Raw genomic sequence first — 15,940 nt, forward strand, 5'->3', positions numbered from 1 at the left:
CTGCGGGCAGCATTCGCTGCGCAAAACGGCAGTCCTGCCGTTTGGTCTCCCGCAAAGCGGGAGAAGGAAGTTCAAGAGCAGAGACGAAGCCGCATCCGCAGGCTTGCGGGAGTCTGCTTCGTCTTGGCTGCGCAGGATGCGCAGTGGATGGGGCCCCTATGCAGTGGACCAGCGGCGGAGAAAAGGCCCGAAGGGTGGCTCGCAAGGATGCGAGCCAGTTGGCTGCCAGTCCAGGGATGGACTGTCAGCCAACCCCGGAGCCGCTGCGCGAAGTCGCAGGGCAGGATGCCCGGAGACCGCTGCATCGGGGTGGCCTTTCTCTTGGTTACTTCTCTTTGGCCACGCAAAGAGAAGTAACTCGCTCGCCGAAGGCGAGTGAAAGCTCTGCTCCTAACCCAAGAATGCGCCGCGAAGCGATGTCGAACAGAGCGAAAAGCACAGTCACTGGGTCACGGCCCGGACGAAGTCCGGCCTGTCCTGAGCCTGTCGAAGAGCAAGGACGACGATGTAGAAGTTCGGACCGTGCAGGAGAGCATCGCGCCTGGAGGCGCTCCTACAGTGGAATCGGTGTGACTCGCTCGCCGGCAACCGGTCCGGGCAGAGTGAAACTAGATGCCAAAGGCCCGATTGCACCAGTCGAACAACGGCCCCCAGGCGAACCCGAGCACGATCAGCGCCAGGCCATTCAATGAGATCACCCAGCGCAGGGGCACGTCGCTCGGCAGCGGCAGAGCCGAGGCATCGGCTGCCGAGTCGAAGTACATGACCTTGACCACGCGCAGGTAGTAGTAGATGCCGATGATCGCGAACACGATCGCGACGATGGCGAGCCAGAGGAAGCCGGCGTCGATGGCGGCCTTGAGCACCAGCAGCTTGGCGAAGAAACCGAACAGCGGCGGCACGCCGGCCAGCGAGAACATGGCGATCGCCATGATTCCGGCGTACCAGGGGCTGCGCTGGTTGAGGCCCTTGAAGTCCTCGATTTCCTCGCACTCGAATCCCTTGCGCGCAAGCAGGCCGATCATGCCGAACGCGACCGCTGCGGTCAGTGAATAGCTGATCGCGTAGAACATCGCAGCCGAGAAACCCGCGGGCGAAGCGCCAACGAAACCGAGCAGCAGGAAGCCGACGTGCGAAATCGTCGAATAGGCGAGCATGCGCTTGAGATTGCTCTGGGCGATCGCGAACAGGTTGCCGATCGCCAGCGAGAACACCGAAAGGATGGCCAGCATCAGGGTCCAGTGTTCGCTGAGGCCGCCGAGCCCGCCTTCAAGCAGGCGGTAGGCCAGGCCGAAGGCCGCCAGTTTGGGCGCCGAGCCGATGAATACGGTGATCGCGGTCGGGGCGCCCTGGTAGACGTCGGGCAGCCACATGTGGAATGGGGCGGCACCGAGCTTGAAGGCGATGCCGGCGATCAGGAAGATCAGGCCGAAGGCCAGCCAGCCCGGATGCTCAACTTGACCGATCGAGGCGCTGATGCGGGCCAGATCAAGCGTGCCGGTGGCGCCGTAGATCATCGACATGCCGTACAGCAGCAGGCCCGAGGCCAGCGCACCGAGCACGAAATACTTGATCGCCGCTTCGGCGGAAACCGACGAATCACGATTCAGCGCGACCAGGGCGTAGGACGACAGGGCCAGCAATTCGAGGCCCAGGTAGGCGCTGATCAGGCTGCCGGCCGAGACCAGCAGCATCATGCCCAGGGTCGCGAACAGGATCAGCAGGTAGTACTCGCCGATCAGCAACTGGCGCTCGCGCATGTAATTGCGGCCGTAGAAAAGGCTCAGGCCGCTCATCAGCAGGACGAACTGCTTGAGGACGACGCTGATGCCGTCATGCAGGAACATGCCATTGAACGCGCTCAGGCCCTGCCCTGCCGCCGGCGCGCCCTGCCAGACGAAGCATGCCGAAACCGCCAGGGCCGCGATCGACATCCAGTGCGTGACATCGCGCTGGCTCGGCTTGAGGAACAGATCGATCAGCAGGATCGCGCAGGTCGCTCCGAGCAGGATCAGCTCGGGAAGAATCGCGACCAGGTCGTTGGGATTGAATGACATCATCGTTGGGGTCTCAGGCCTTGCTCAGCATCAGCGCGTTGACGATCTGCAACACCGAGCTGTCCATCAGGTCGGTCAATGGCTTCGGATACACGCCGACGGCCAGCACCGCCGCCGCGAACGATCCGAGCACAATCCATTCGCGTGCATCGAGATCCTCGAACTTGGCCACTTTCGGATTGGTCACTTCGCCGAAGATCACGCGCTTGACCAGCCACAGCGTGTAGGCCGCACCGATGATCAGGGTGAAAGCCGCGACTGCGGCGATCCAGAAGTTGTCCTGGAACGCGGCCAGGATGACCATGAATTCACCGACGAAGCCGCTGGTGCCCGGCAGCCCGCAATTGGCCATGGCGAACAGCACGAAGAACGCGCCGAACCATGGCATCACGTTCACGACGCCGCCGTAGTCGCGGATCATGCGCGAATGCAGGCGGTCGTAGAGCACGCCGATGCACGAGAACATCGCGCCCGAGACGAATCCGTGCGAGATCATCTGCACCATCGCGCCCTGCACGCCGAGGCGCGCCGCATCGGGGTTGCCGTGCACGCGAACCAGGGCGAGGGCGATGAACAGGCCCAGGGTGACGAAGGCCATGTGGGCGATCGAGGAATAGGCGATCAGCTTCTTCATGTCGTCCTGGACCAGGGCGACGTAGCCGATATAGACCACCGCGACCAGGGACATCGCGATCACGACCCAGGCGTACTCCTGCGAGGCATCGGGCGTGATTGGCAGCGAGAACCGGATGAAGCCATAGCCGCCGACCTTGAGCATGATCGCGGCCAGGATCACCGAGCCACCGGTCGGCGCCTCGACGTGGGCGTCGGGCAGCCAGGTGTGCACCGGCCACATCGGCACCTTGATCGCGAAGGCGATCAGGAAGGCGAAGAACAGCCAGGCCTGCTCGCTTGGGCCGAGCGGGGCCTGGGCGAAGGCCTGCAGCGAGAACTCGCCAGTCTTCATGTGCAGGTAGATCAGCCCGATCAGCATGAAGATCGAGCCGAGGAAGGTGTAGATGAAGAACTTCAGGGTCGCGTAGACGCGGCGCGGGCCACCCCAAATGCCGATGATGATGAACATCGGAATCAGCATGGCTTCGAAGAACACGTAGAACAGCAGCGCATCGGTCGCCGCGAAGACGCCGATCAGCATGCCCTCGAGCGCGAGCATGGCCGCCATGTACTGCGAAACGCGCTTGTCGATCGGCCCCCACGAACCGATGATCACGAGCACGCTGGTGAACGTGGTCAGCACGATCAGGGCGACCGAAATGCCGTCGGCGGCCAGCGCGTAGTGGACCTTCAGCGCATCGATCCAGGCATGCGACTCGATGAACTGCATGCCGCCGGCGGGTGCGTCGTAGCCGAGATAGAGCGGAATGCTGGCGGCCAGGGTCGCCAGCGCAACGAGCACGCTGAGCCAGCGCGCGACGCGCGGATCGCGGCCGAGCGCGAGGACGAGGATGGCACCGGCAATCGGCAACCAGATCAGTACGCTGAGAAGTGGCCATTGAGCCATGGTGGTTGTCATTCCCTAACCCACACTATTCATGAACGGGCGCGGATGATCGCGGAGGATTTTGTGGCGAGCGCAAGGCGCGCGGAGCCGGAATGGTGGGCCCATTGCGGCGACAAGCAACGCCGCGATCGCAGCAAAAGACCCGCGAGGGCCGTGCCAGCAGGGAAACGCAGCCGTATATTTTGTCGAAGCCAAGTGATTTACGACTTGCATTGCCCTATCAAACATTTCGGCGTTTTCCTGCGACGTTCATGAATAGTGCGGGTTGAATCAGGCGGCGATGCGCGTGAACAGCCACCACGATCCGCCGAGCAGCAGGATCAGGCCGAGGATCATCGCGAACGCATAGTGGTAGAGATAGCCGGACTGGACCCGGCGAACGATGGCAGACAGTTGATCGATGAAGCTGGCGGAACCGTCGATGGCGCGGTCGATCAGGCCGGCGTCGCCGCCGCGCCAGAGGCCGCGGCCGAGGGCGACGCCGCCGCGCGCGAAGACCGCCTGGTAGAGGCTGTCGAACCAGTATTTGTTGGCCAGCAGGGTATGCAGCGGACGCAATGCGTTCTCGGCCTTGTCGGCCACGGACGGCTGGAACAGCCAGATCCAGGTGGCGGTGGCAAAACCGGCGAGTGCAATCCAGAACGGCGGCTGCGAGAACCCGTGCAGTGCCATGGCCAGCGCACCGTGGAATTCATGGCCGAGTTCGCCGAGCACATTGTTGGCTTCGCGCACGAAGATGGCCTGGCCGAAATAATCGCCGAACAGCATCGAACCGATAGTCAGGAAGCCGATCACGACAGATGGAATCGCCAGTAGCACGAGTGGCAGGGTAACCACCCACGGCGACTCCTTCGGCGCATGCTCGAGGTGACCGGGCGCATGGTGGCCGTGCTCGTCATGATCGGCATGGTGCTCATGACCATGGGCGTGCCCTGCGTGCTCGACGACGAAACGTTCCTTGCCATGGAAGGTCATGTAGAGCAGGCGGAAGCTGTACAAGGCGGTGATGAATACGCCGGCAAGCACGCAGAAATAGGCGTAGCCGGCGCCAACGCGATGCGACTCGCCGACCGCCTCGATGATCGCATCCTTCGAGTAGAAACCGGCGAAGCCCGGCGCCCCGGCCAGGGCCAGCGAACCGATCCACATCGTGATCCAGGTCACCGGCATGTATTTGCGCAGGCCGCCCATGTGGCGCATGTCCTGCTCGTGGTGCATGGCGATGATGACCGAACCGGCGCCGAGGAACAGCAGGGCCTTGAAGAAGGCATGGGTCATCAGGTGGAACACACCGGCCGAATAGGCCGAGACGCCGAGGGCAACGGTCATGTAGCCGAGTTGGGACAGGGTCGAATAAGCGACCACGCGCTTGATGTCGTTCTGGACGACGCCGATCAGGCCGGTGAACAGGGCCGTGGTTGCGCCGATCACAAGCACGAAGGTCAGCGCTGTCTCGCTCAGTTCGAACAGCGGCGACATGCGCGCGACCATGAAGATGCCGGCGGTGACCATGGTCGCAGCGTGGATCAGGGCCGAGATCGGGGTCGGACCTTCCATCGAGTCGGGCAGCCAGACATGCAGCGGAACCTGGGCCGACTTGCCCATGGCGCCGATGAACAGGCAGATGCAGACGACCGTGGCCACCTGCCACGGGTGCCCGGCGATCAGCTCGACCGAACGCGCGCCCATGTCGATGGCTGGATCCTGTGCGTGCGCGAACACCGTACCGTAGTCCAGCGAGCCGCCGAACCACATCAGCACGCCGGCGATACCGAGCAGGAAGCCGAAGTCGCCGACCCGGTTGACGATGAACGCCTTCATGTTGGCGAAGATCGCGGTCGGGCGCTTGAACCAGAAACCGATCAGCAGATAGGAAACCAGGCCGACTGCTTCCCAGCCGAAGAACAGCTGCAGGAAATTGTTGCTCATGACCAGCATGAGCATCGAGAAGGTGAACAGCGCGATGTAGCTGAAGAAGCGCTGGTAGCCGTCGTCGTCGGCCATGTAGCCGATCGTGTAGACGTGCACCATCAGCGAGACGAAGGTCACCACGACCATCATCATCGCGGTCAGTCGGTCGATCAGGAATCCGATGTTTGCGCTGGTGCTGCCGACCTGGAACCAGGTGTAGAGGTTCTCGTTGAAGGTCTCGGCGCCGCCCCAGACCAGCTGGTAGAGCACGTGCATCGACAGCGCGCAGCTCAGGGCGACGCCGACGATGGTCACGCCATGCGCGCCAACGCGGCCGACTCGCTTGCCGAACAGGCCTGCGATCACCGCGCCGACCAGGGGCGCCAGGACGATCACGAGCAGGAGGTTTTTGTCGAGCGTCATGGGTCAGCCCTTGAGCGTGTCGATGTCGGTCACGTCGATCGTCGCGCGATTGCGGAACAGGACGACGAGGATGGCGAGGCCGATCGCCGCCTCGGCCGCGGCCACGGTCAGGATGAAGAAAACGAAGACCTGACCCGACGGATCGCCGAGGAAGCGCGAGAACGCAACGAAGTTCGTGTTGACCGCGAGCAGCATGAGCTCGATGCACATGAGCAGGACGATCACGTTCTTGCGGTTGATGAAGATACCGGCCACGGCGATGCAAAACAGCACCGCGCCGAGGGTGAGGAAGTGGGCCAGGGTAATCACGGTGTCGCCTCCCCTTTCTTGACCGCGTCCATCTTGACCAGACGGATGCGATCCTCGCGCTTGACCATGACCTGGCGGCCCGGATTCTGGGTCTTGATGCCGCTGCGCTTGCGCAGCGTCAGCGGGATGGCCGCGATCAGGCCCACGGTAAGAATCAGTGCGGCAACCTCGAACGGGAGCAGGAAGTCGCGGAACAATGTGCGCCCGAGCCAACCCATGTTGGACATGCCGGCCAGCGCGGCGGGATCGGCGCTCACAGGCACCTGCAGGCTGCGTACGCCGATCATCATCAGCATCTCGACCAGCATGACCACGGCGACCACGATGCCGACCGGCAGGAAGCGCACGAAGCCTTCACGCACCGGGGCGAAGTCGACGTCGAGCATCATGACCACGAACAGGAACAGGACCATGACCGCGCCGACGTAGACGAGGACCAGGGCGACGGCGAGGAACTCGGCCTGGGCGAGCAGCCATACGCAAGCCATCGAGAAGAAGGTCAGGACCAGGTTCAGCGCGGCGACGACCGGATTCTTCACGCTGATCACGGCCAGCGCAGCCAGCGCGGCGACCGCGCCGAAGAAGTAGAAGCAGACCAGTTCAAATGTCATCGGATTCTCCGTGGCCGCTCATCGGAATGCCGCATCCTGGGCGCGCGCCGCGGCGATCTCGCCCTCGTAGCGATCGCCGATGGCCAGCAGCTGGATCTTGCTGACGACGTTCTCGCCGCGCTTCTCGAAGTGGTATTCGTGCAGGTGCGTCTCGACGATCGAATCGACCGGGCAGGATTCCTCGCAGAAACCGCAGTAGATGCACTTGAACAGGTCGATGTCGTAGCGCGTCGTGCGGCGCGTGCCGTCCTCGCGCATTTCCGAATCGATCGTGATCGCGAGCGCCGGGCAGACCGCCTCGCAGAGCTTGCAGGCGATGCAACGCTCTTCGCCATTCGGATAGCGACGCAAGGCGTGCAGGCCGCGGAACCGATTCGACTTCGGAATGTGTTCTTCCGGGTAGCGCATCGTGTACTTCGGCTTGAACATGTAGCGGAGGGTCAGCCACATGCCGGCCAGTAGCTCCAGCAGCAGCAGACTCTTGAAATAGTGAGTGACTCTGTTCATGGCTTGGCTTGGGGTCCTGGCTCGTTCATGCGCCGATGGTGACGATGCCGTAGTACTTCATGCAGGCCGCGGCCACGACCCAGACGATCGTGATCGGGATGAACACCTTCCAGCCCAGGCGCATGATCTGGTCGTAGCGATAGCGCGGGAACGAGGCGCGGAACCACAGGTAGAAGAAGGAAAACATGAACGCCTTGATGAAGGTCCACTGCCAGCCGCCCTTCCAGAGCCAGTCGACCCATGGTACGTCGGCGTTGATCCAGCCCTGCAGCGGACTCAGCCAGCCGCCCATGAACAGGACCGAGGCGAGGAACGCGATCAGGATCATGTTCGCGTATTCGGCGAGGAAGAAGATCGCGAACGCCGAGCCGGAGTACTCGACGTGGAAGCCGGCGACGATCTCGGATTCGCCCTCGGCCACGTCGAACGGCGCACGGTTGGTTTCGGCCACGCCGGAGATGAAGTAGATCACGAACATCGGCAGCAGCGGCAGCCAGTACCAGTCGAAAAAGCCCTTGCTGCCCTGCTGGGCAAGTACGATGTCGGTGAGGTTCAGGCTGCCGGTCATGATCATGACGCTGACCAGGGCGAAACCCATGGCGATCTCGTAGGACACGGTCTGCGCCGCGGCGCGCATTGCGCCGAGCATCGCGTAGCGCGAGTTCGAGGCCCAGCCGGCGAGGATGATGCCGTAGACGCCGAGCGAGGTCATCGCCAGCAACAGGAGCAGGCCGACATTGACGTTGGCCAGGACCAGTCCTGCGTCGAACGGAATCACCGACCAGGCGGCGAAGGCCGGGACCAGGGCGATCATCGGGGCCAGGTAGTACAGCACCTTGTTCGAATTGGCCGGCAGGATGACTTCCTTGAACAACAGCTTGAAGACGTCGGCAAAAGCCTGCAGCAGGCCGAGCGGACCGATCTGGTTCGGCCCCATGCGCACGTGCATCCAGCCGATCACCTTGCGTTCCCAATAGACGAACATCGCGACGGCGATGATCACCGGCACGGCGATGGCGAGAATCTTGAGCACGGTCCAGACGACGATCCCGGTGTCCCCGTAGCCGAACAGGGTGTCGCGCATCGAATCGATCATGCCGAAGCCCTCGCAATCGTCAGCGCCGCGCCAGGGCCCGGCAGGCCGGCCACCTCGGCGTAGCCTGCCTCGATCCATACCGCCCCTTCCGGCACGGCCGCATCGCTTGCCGCAGGCAGGACCGTGTCCTCGACGCGAACGCGATCACCACCCTGCAGGCCCAGCTTGCCGGCATCGACCGGATTCAGGATGGCCATGGCACCCCGCGTGAGCGGATGCGCATTGAGTGCCGGCGAGCGGCGCAGGACCGCGTCGGCGCGATAGATGGCCGTCGTCGTGATGCGCTCGAACGTGTACGGAGAACTGGCGGGCGACGTGCGCGGTTCGGCATCGCCGGCGCCGGTCGCGATCGGCGCCTTGCCCATCTGCGCGCGGACCTCGTCGATCTCGGTGAAGCCGAATCCATCGAGCGCGAGGGCAGATCCGAGTGCGCGCAGCACTTTCCAGCCCGGCCGTGCGTCGCCCGGCAAGCGGGCTGCCGCGCTGAGAGTCTGCACCGTTCCGTCGATATTGGTGTAGCTCGCGTCGATTTCGGGCGGCAGGCCGATCGGCAACACGGCGTGTGCCTTGCTGCGCACGCCGGCACAGGCATACGCGCCCATGTAGACGTAGAACCCAGCCTCGCTTCGCGCCTTCTCGAAAGCCGAAGGCTCGGCGAAATCGGCCGAGCCGGCCTGATAGACGATCAGGTTCTTCGGAGGACTGGCCAGCATCGCGGCGACATCGCGGCCGTCCTTCTGCGGCGCGAGCCCGGCGTCGGCCAGGCCGATCGCGTTGGCCCCGGCCGGAATCTCATTGAAGCCCGAGCCGGTCACGCGCGCGATGAACTTCGCCGCGGCGCGCAACCAGGACGCCTCCGCATGCTGCACGGCGACCTCGCCGAGAATGACGGCGGAGACGCCAGCATCGCTGAGCCCGGCGATCCAGTCCTTGGCCGACTCATTGGCGGTGGCGCGAGTCAGTTCCTTGGCCAGCGATGACGACGCTGGCAAGTGACCGGCATCGTTGGCCGCGCGGGCCAGACCGAGCACGAAGTCGACCATCGCGTGTGGCTTGGCGATGTGCTTGCCGGCCACGTCGAAATTGAATTCGAGGTCGAGCGGATTGATGACGTATACCCTGGCCCCGGCCCTGGCCGCCTTGCGCAGGCGGTGATTGAGCAAGGGCAGTTCGTTGCGCGGATGGCAGCCGATCAGCAGTACCGCGCCGGCCTTTTCGAGGGCGGCGAACGGGGTCTCGAAGGCGGTGGCCCGTGGCGCATCGGAAAAATCGGTCTGGCGAAGGCGATGGTCGATGGCGTCGCTGCCGAGGCCGCGCAGCAGGCGTGCGAGCAGATGACCTTCCTCGCTCGAGGTCAGCGGCGCGACCAGGGCGCCGACATCACCGCCCGATTCGCGCAGCAGATCGGCGACGAAGGCCAGGGCTTCGGCCCAGGTCGTCTCGACCAGCTCGCCATTCCTGCGGATCATCGGCATCGTGGCGCGGTCCGCGGCCTTCAGGCCCTCGTGGCTGTAACGATCGCGATCGGACAGCCAGCATTCGTTGATCGCCTCGTTGTCGCGCGGCACCGAGCGCAGCACCTCGCCGCGGCGCGTGTGCAGCCACAGATTCGAGCCGAGCGCATCGTGGTAGCCGATCGATTCGCGCGCGATCAGCTCCCAGGCCCGCGCCTTGAAACGGAACGGCTTGTTGGTCAGGGCCCCGACCGGGCAGACATCGATGACGTTGCCCGAAAGCTCGCTCATCAGCGGCTTGCCGACATAGGTTCCGATCTGCAGGCGCTCGCCGCGCTCCATGCCACCAAGTTCGTAGGTACCGGCAACCTCGGACATCACGCGAATGCAGCGCGTGCACTGGATGCAGCGGGTCATCTCGGTTTCGACCAGCGGACCGAGGTTCTCGTCGGGAATCGTGCGCTTGCGTTCGACGAAGCGGCTGACCGAGCGGCCATAGCCCATCGACAGGTCCTGCAGTTCGCACTCGCCGCCCTGGTCGCAGATCGGGCAGTCGAGCGGATGATTGATCAGCAGGAACTCCATCACGTTGCGCTGCGCGGACAAGGCGCGCTGCGACTGGGTGAAGATCTTCATGCCGTCGGCCACCGGCGTCGCGCATGCCGGTTGCGGCTTCGGCATCGGCCGGCCGCCCATTTCGACCTCGACCATGCACATCCGGCAATTGGCCGCGATCGGCAGCTTCTCGTGGTAGCAGAAACGCGGAATCGGCACGCCGATGCGATCGGCCGCCTGGATGATCATCGAACCCTTCGGCGCAAACGTCTGCTGGCCGTCGATCTCGATGGTGACGTGATCCGGTGGCACGTCGGTTGTGATCGGCTGGGCGCTCATGCCTGGGCTCCTGTCGAAGCCGGGATTCGGGATTCGGGATTGGGGATTCGAAAGAGCCTGGGCTTGCGGCTTCGCTTTGCCGAATCCCGAATCCCGAATCCCGAATCCCATGTCGTGAGTACGGCGAACGACATCATGCTGCAGCCTCCATCGAAGCCTCGACCATCGACCTGCCGTTCACAATGAAATACTCGAACTCGTGCCAGTAATGGCGCAGGAAGCCCTGCACCGGCCAGGCAGCGGCCTCGCCGAAGGCGCAGATGGTGTGGCCTTCGATCTGTCCGGCGGCGGCTTTCAGCGTATCGAGATCGCCGAGTTCGGCCTTTCCTTCGACGATGCGGGTGAGCATGCGGTACATCCAGCCGGTGCCTTCGCGGCAGGGCGTGCACTGGCCGCAGGATTCGGCGTAGTAGAAGCGCGCGATGCGCTGGCAGGCGCGGACCATGCAGGTGGATTCATCCATCACGACGACCGCGCCTGAGCCGAGGCCGGAGCCGGCTTTCTGGATCGCGTCGTAGTCCATCGTGATGCCCATCATCGTCTCGCCCGGCAGCACCGGCATCGACGAGCCGCCCGGGATCACGGCCTTGAGCTTGGCGCCATTGCGCATGCCACCGGCCATCTCGAGCAACTCGGCGAACGGCGTGCCGAGCGGGATCTCGTAGTTGCCGGGTTTCGCCACGTGGCCGGACACCGAAAAGATCTTCGGGCCGCCGTTGTTCGGCTTGCCGATATTGAGGAACCAGCTCGCGCCCTTGCGCAGGATCGCCGGCACCGAGGCGTAGGTCTCGGTGTTGTTGATCGTGGTCGGCTTGCCGTAGAGGCCGAAGTTGGCCGGGAATGGCGGCTTGAATCGCGGCTGCCCCTTCTTGCCTTCGAGCGACTCCATCATCGCGGTCTCTTCGCCACAGATGTAGGCGCCGGCGCCGAGCGCGGTATGGATGTCGACATCGATGCCCGAGCCGCCGATGTTCTTGCCGAGCAGGCCGGCCCCATAGGCGGCCTTCAGGGCCAACTCAAAATGCTCGAAGGGCTCGTGGTGGAACTCGCCACGCAGGTAGTTGTAGGCGACCGTCGAACCGGTCGCATAACAGGCGATCGCGAGCCCCTCGATCACGGCATGCGGATTGAAACGCAGGATGTCGCGATCCTTGCAGGTCCCCGGTTCGGATTCGTCGGAATTGCACAGGATGTATTTCTGGCCCGGCGCATTGCGCGGCATGAACGACCACTTCAGCCCGGTCGGGAAACCCGCGCCGCCGCGGCCGCGCAGGGCGCTGTTCTTGAGCTCGTCGATGATCGTGGCCGGATCGGGCTTTTCGGCCAGGATCTTCTTCCAGGCCTGGTAGCCGTCGACCTTGAGATAGTTCTCGAGCGTCCACGGCTGCTCGAAGTGCAGCGTGGTGTAAACGACCTGGTGGTCCTTGGGAGCGGGTCCGAATGCCATGGTTATTCCAGTGCGTCGAGGATCTTGTCGACCTTCGCGGTATCGAGGTTCTCGTGGTAGTGGCCGTTGACCACCATCATCGGCGCGCCGCAGCAGGCGGCCAGGCATTCTTCCTCGCGCTTGAGGTAGATGCGCCCATCCGCGCTGCTTTCGCCGAGTCTGACGCCGAGCTTCTTCTCGCAATGGCGGACGAGCTCTTCGGCACCGTTCAGCCAGCACGAGATATTGGTGCAGATCGCGACATTGTTGCGGCCGACCGGCGTGGTCTCGAACATCGAATAGAAACTGGCCACCTCGAATGCCCACACCTGGGGCAGGTCGAGATAGCGCGCGACGGCGACGATCAGTTCGTCGGTCAGGAAACCGCCATTCTGCTCCTGGGTCACGAACAGCGCCTGGATCAACGCCGAGCGCTTGCGATCAGGCGGAAACTTGGCCACCCACGCATCGATGTGCTCGCGCGTATGCGAAGTCAGCAACGCCAGCGGATCGACGTCCTTGATCTGGTTGTAGGTGCCGGTGGGTTTCATGGGTTGGAAGCCGGGAATGGAGAATGGAGAATGGAGAATGGGAAAGCGGGACCTCGGGATTGGGCACGGGAGCTCGGGCTGGCGCGAGTTACCTCTCCAACCATTCCCCATTCTCCATTCCCCATTCCCGTACTCACCGATCTATCTCCCCGAACACCACATCGTACGTGCCGATCATGGCCACGACGTCGGCGAGCATGTGGCCGCGCACGACCGTGTCCATCGACGAGAGGTGGGCGAAGCCCGGGGCGCGGAGCTTGCAGCGGAACGGCTTGTTGGCGCCGTCGGAAATCAGATAGCAGCCGAATTCGCCCTTCGGCGCCTCGACCGCGGCGTAGGTCTCGCCGGCCGGTACGCAGTAGCCTTCGGTGAACAGCTTGAAGTGGTGGATGAGGGCTTCCATGTCCTCCTTCATCTCCTCGCGCTTCGGCGGTGCGACCTTGTAGTTCTGCACGATGACCGGGCCCGGGTTTGCCTTCAGCCACGCCACGCACTGCTGGATGATTCGGTTGGACTGGCGCATCTCCTCGACGCGCACGAGGTAGCGGTCGTAGCAGTCGCCGTTGACGCCGACCGGAATGTCGAAATCGACTTCGGCGTATTTCGCATAGGGCTGCTTCTTGCGCAGGTCCCAGGCAATGCCGGAACCGCGAAGCATCGGCCCGGTCATGCCCCAGGCCCTGGCTAGGTCCGGCGGCACGACGCCGATGTCGACCGTGCGCTGCTTCCAGATCCGGTTGCCGGTGAGCAGTTCCTCGTATTCGTCAACCTTGCCCGGGAAGTCCGCGCAGAACGACTCGAGGTAGTCGAGCATCGAGCCTTCGCGCCACTGGTTGAAACGCTTAAGATCGTTGCCCTTGTGCCAGCGCGACTCCTTGTACTTGGGCATCTGCGCGGGCAGATCGCGATAGACGCCGCCTGGGCGATAGTAGGTGGCATGCATGCGTGCGCCGGAAACCGCTTCATAGCAGTCCATCAGCTCTTCACGTTCGCGGAACGCATACAGGAACACGGCCATGGCGCCGAGATCGAGCGCGTTCGAACCGATCCACATCAGGTGATTGAGGATGCGCGTGATCTCGTCGAACATCGTGCGGATCCACTGCGCGCGCTCCGGCACCTCGACGCCGAGCAGGTTCTCGATGGCGCGCACGTAGGCGTGCTCGTTGCACATCATCGAAACATAGTCGAGGCGATCCATGTAGCCGATCGACTGGTTGTAGGGCTTCGATTCGGCGAGCTTCTCGGTGCCGCGATGGAGCAGCCCGATGTGCGGATCGGCGCGGACCACGGTCTCGCCGTCCATCTCGAGGACAAGGCGCAACACGCCATGCGCAGCAGGGTGCTGCGGGCCGAAATTCATCGTGTAGTTGCGGATCTCTTCCATTACTTCGCCCCTGCCTCGCGCTCCGCCATGGCCTGCTCGTAGCGCGAATCGTCGCGGATCGTGCGTGGCACGAGCACACGCGGCTCGATCGACACCGGTTCGTAGACCACGCGCTTCTTTTCCGGGTCGTAGCGAACCTCGACATTGCCGATCAGCGGGAAATCCTTGCGGAAGGCATGGCCCACGAAACCGTAGTCGGTGAGGATGCGGCGAAGGTCCGGATGGCCCTCGAAGACGATGCCGAACAGGTCGAAGGCCTCGCGCTCGAACCAATTGACTGCGGGCCAGACTTCCACCAGCGAAGGCACCGTGGGAACGTCATCGTCCTCGCAGAACGCACGCATGCGCAGGCGCTGGTTGTGCGCGATCGAGAGCAGATGGACGACCACCGCGAAGCGACGCGGAATGTTCGTGTCGCGTGGCCGCTCGGCCCAGCTGAAGCGACCGGCGCCCTTGCCTTCGACGCCGCGCGAGAAGCCTTCCGAGGAAACGTCGGTGGTGTCCCATTCGGTCTGGCCGTAGCTGAGATAGTCGACGCCGCAGACATCGATGCACTGCTCGAACTGCCAGGCCGGATCGTCGCGCAGCGTTTTCGCCACGGAAAGCCAGTTCTCGGGCAGCACTTCGATGGTCGTCTCGCCCTTGCGCTCGATGCTGCTGACCACTTTCGGGCCAAGCTGGACTTCGAGGCGGCGCGCCAGGGATGCGGGTTCGCTCATGGCCGGTCCTCAGCGCGCGATGGTGTTGGTTCGGCGAATCTTCTTCTGCAGTTGCAGAATGCCGTGGATCAGGGCTTCGGCGGTCGGCGGGCAGCCCGGCACGTAGACATCGACCGGGACGATGCGGTCACAACCGCGGACCACGGCGTAGGAATAGTGGTAGTAGCCGCCCCCGTTGGCGCAGGAGCCCATCGAGATGACCCACTTCGGTTCGGGCATCTGGTCATAGACCTTGCGCAAGGCGGGAGCCATCTTGTTGACCAGCGTGCCGGCCACGATCATGACGTCGGACTGGCGTGGCGACGGGCGAAAGATGACGCCGTTGCGGTCCAGATCAAGGCGCGCCGCGCCGGCATGCATCATCTCGACGGCGCAACAGGCGAGCCCGAAGGTCATCGGCCACATCGAACCGGTGCGCGCCCAGTTGACCAGCTCGTCCATGCGTGCGGTGACGAAACCGCGCTCGAGCAGTGGATTGTCGTCGCCCGGCCGCAGGATGTCGTCGACCGGACCGCCCGGAGTCGGGTTGTGCATGACCCGCGCGATGGCGTCGCTCATTCCCATTCGAGGGCTCCCTTCTTCCAGACATAGACGAAGCCGAGCACGAGCAGGCCGATGAACATGCCCATTTCGGCCAGGCCGAACGCGCCGAGTTCGTCGAACACGATGGCCCACGGAATCACGAAGGCGATTTCGAGATCGAAGATGATGAAGAGGATGGCGATGAGGTAGTAGCGCACGTCGAAGCGCATGCGCGCGTCCTCGAAGGCCTCGAAGCCACACTCGTAGGGGGCCAGCTTCTCGGCTGCGGGCTTCTTCGGTCCAAGCACGTTGCCGAGCACCAGCAACGCAATGGCGATACCGGTGGCGACCAGCAGGAACAGGAGGACCGGGAAATACTCGACTAGCACATGCACCTCCGCGCCACCTGGCGCATCAGCGGTTGCCGCAGGCTGCGGCAACGACGGTTGTACAAGATGTTGGTGCCCAAGGGGGGACTCGAACCCCCACAGCTCTCGCCGCTACCACCTCAAGGTAGTGCGTCTACCAATTCCGCCACCTGGGCAACGCTA

At 63.7% G+C, this 15,940-nt stretch carries 14 protein-coding genes and 1 tRNA gene; all 15 read right to left on the bottom strand.

The window, feature by feature from the left end:
• Positions 1-608 precede the first annotated feature (608 nt).
• The gene (nuoN, locus tag BM125_RS08435) at positions 609-2,057 is read right to left on the bottom strand and encodes an NADH-quinone oxidoreductase subunit NuoN (protein WP_425429608.1); all 1,449 of its coding nucleotides are present in this window, start codon (positions 2,055-2,057) and stop codon (positions 609-611) included.
• A gap of 13 nt (positions 2,058-2,070) precedes the next feature.
• Positions 2,071-3,579, bottom strand: coding sequence for an NADH-quinone oxidoreductase subunit M (locus BM125_RS08440; protein ID WP_092406905.1), 1,509 nt, complete (start codon positions 3,577-3,579; stop codon positions 2,071-2,073).
• Positions 3,580-3,849: 270 nt separating this feature from the next.
• The gene (gene nuoL / locus BM125_RS08445; protein WP_092406907.1) at positions 3,850-5,913 is read right to left on the bottom strand and encodes an NADH-quinone oxidoreductase subunit L; all 2,064 of its coding nucleotides are present in this window, start codon (positions 5,911-5,913) and stop codon (positions 3,850-3,852) included.
• Positions 5,914-5,916: 3 nt separating this feature from the next.
• Positions 5,917-6,222, bottom strand: a complete 306-nt coding sequence (nuoK, locus tag BM125_RS08450; protein WP_092406909.1) for an NADH-quinone oxidoreductase subunit NuoK — start codon at positions 6,220-6,222, stop codon at positions 5,917-5,919.
• Positions 6,219-6,833 (bottom strand): NADH-quinone oxidoreductase subunit J, encoded by a 615-nt coding sequence (locus tag BM125_RS08455; protein WP_092406911.1) that lies wholly within the window; start codon positions 6,831-6,833, stop codon positions 6,219-6,221. Before BM125_RS08455 ends, nuoK begins: the two co-directional genes overlap by 4 nt.
• 18 nt (positions 6,834-6,851) lie before the next feature.
• Entirely contained in the window at positions 6,852-7,340 is a 489-nt protein-coding gene (gene nuoI, locus BM125_RS08460) for an NADH-quinone oxidoreductase subunit NuoI (protein ID WP_092406913.1), read from the bottom strand.
• A gap of 25 nt (positions 7,341-7,365) precedes the next feature.
• Positions 7,366-8,436 (bottom strand): NADH-quinone oxidoreductase subunit NuoH, encoded by a 1,071-nt coding sequence (gene nuoH, locus BM125_RS08465; protein WP_092406915.1) that lies wholly within the window; start codon positions 8,434-8,436, stop codon positions 7,366-7,368.
• On the bottom strand, positions 8,433-10,784 hold the full coding sequence (gene nuoG, locus BM125_RS08470) for an NADH-quinone oxidoreductase subunit NuoG (protein WP_092406917.1): 2,352 nt from the start codon (positions 10,782-10,784) through the stop codon (positions 8,433-8,435). Before nuoG ends, nuoH begins: the two co-directional genes overlap by 4 nt.
• A 133-nt stretch (positions 10,785-10,917) precedes the next feature.
• Positions 10,918-12,231, bottom strand: a complete 1,314-nt coding sequence (gene nuoF / locus BM125_RS08475) for an NADH-quinone oxidoreductase subunit NuoF (RefSeq protein ID WP_092406919.1) — start codon at positions 12,229-12,231, stop codon at positions 10,918-10,920.
• 2 nt (positions 12,232-12,233) lie between these two features.
• Positions 12,234-12,761, bottom strand: a complete 528-nt coding sequence (gene nuoE / locus BM125_RS08480) for an NADH-quinone oxidoreductase subunit NuoE (RefSeq protein WP_092406921.1) — start codon at positions 12,759-12,761, stop codon at positions 12,234-12,236.
• A gap of 133 nt (positions 12,762-12,894) precedes the next feature.
• Positions 12,895-14,148: an NADH-quinone oxidoreductase subunit D gene (locus tag BM125_RS08485; protein ID WP_092406923.1), complete on the bottom strand. Its 1,254-nt coding sequence runs from the start codon at positions 14,146-14,148 to the stop codon at positions 12,895-12,897.
• Positions 14,148-14,867, bottom strand: coding sequence for an NADH-quinone oxidoreductase subunit C (locus BM125_RS08490; protein WP_092406925.1), 720 nt, complete (start codon positions 14,865-14,867; stop codon positions 14,148-14,150). Before BM125_RS08490 ends, BM125_RS08485 begins: the two co-directional genes overlap by 1 nt.
• 9 nt (positions 14,868-14,876) lie before the next feature.
• Positions 14,877-15,431, bottom strand: a complete 555-nt coding sequence (locus BM125_RS08495; protein ID WP_092406927.1) for a NuoB/complex I 20 kDa subunit family protein — start codon at positions 15,429-15,431, stop codon at positions 14,877-14,879.
• On the bottom strand, positions 15,422-15,778 hold the full coding sequence (locus BM125_RS08500) for an NADH-quinone oxidoreductase subunit A (protein ID WP_092407105.1): 357 nt from the start codon (positions 15,776-15,778) through the stop codon (positions 15,422-15,424). The genes BM125_RS08495 and BM125_RS08500 overlap by 10 nt, the downstream gene beginning before the upstream one ends.
• 70 nt (positions 15,779-15,848) lie before the next feature.
• A tRNA-Leu gene (locus BM125_RS08505) sits at positions 15,849-15,933 on the bottom strand.
• Between the last annotated feature and the right edge of the window lie 7 nt (positions 15,934-15,940).

Source organism: Dokdonella immobilis, from assembly GCF_900115085.1.
Classification (GTDB): domain Bacteria; phylum Pseudomonadota; class Gammaproteobacteria; order Xanthomonadales; family Rhodanobacteraceae; genus Dokdonella; species Dokdonella immobilis.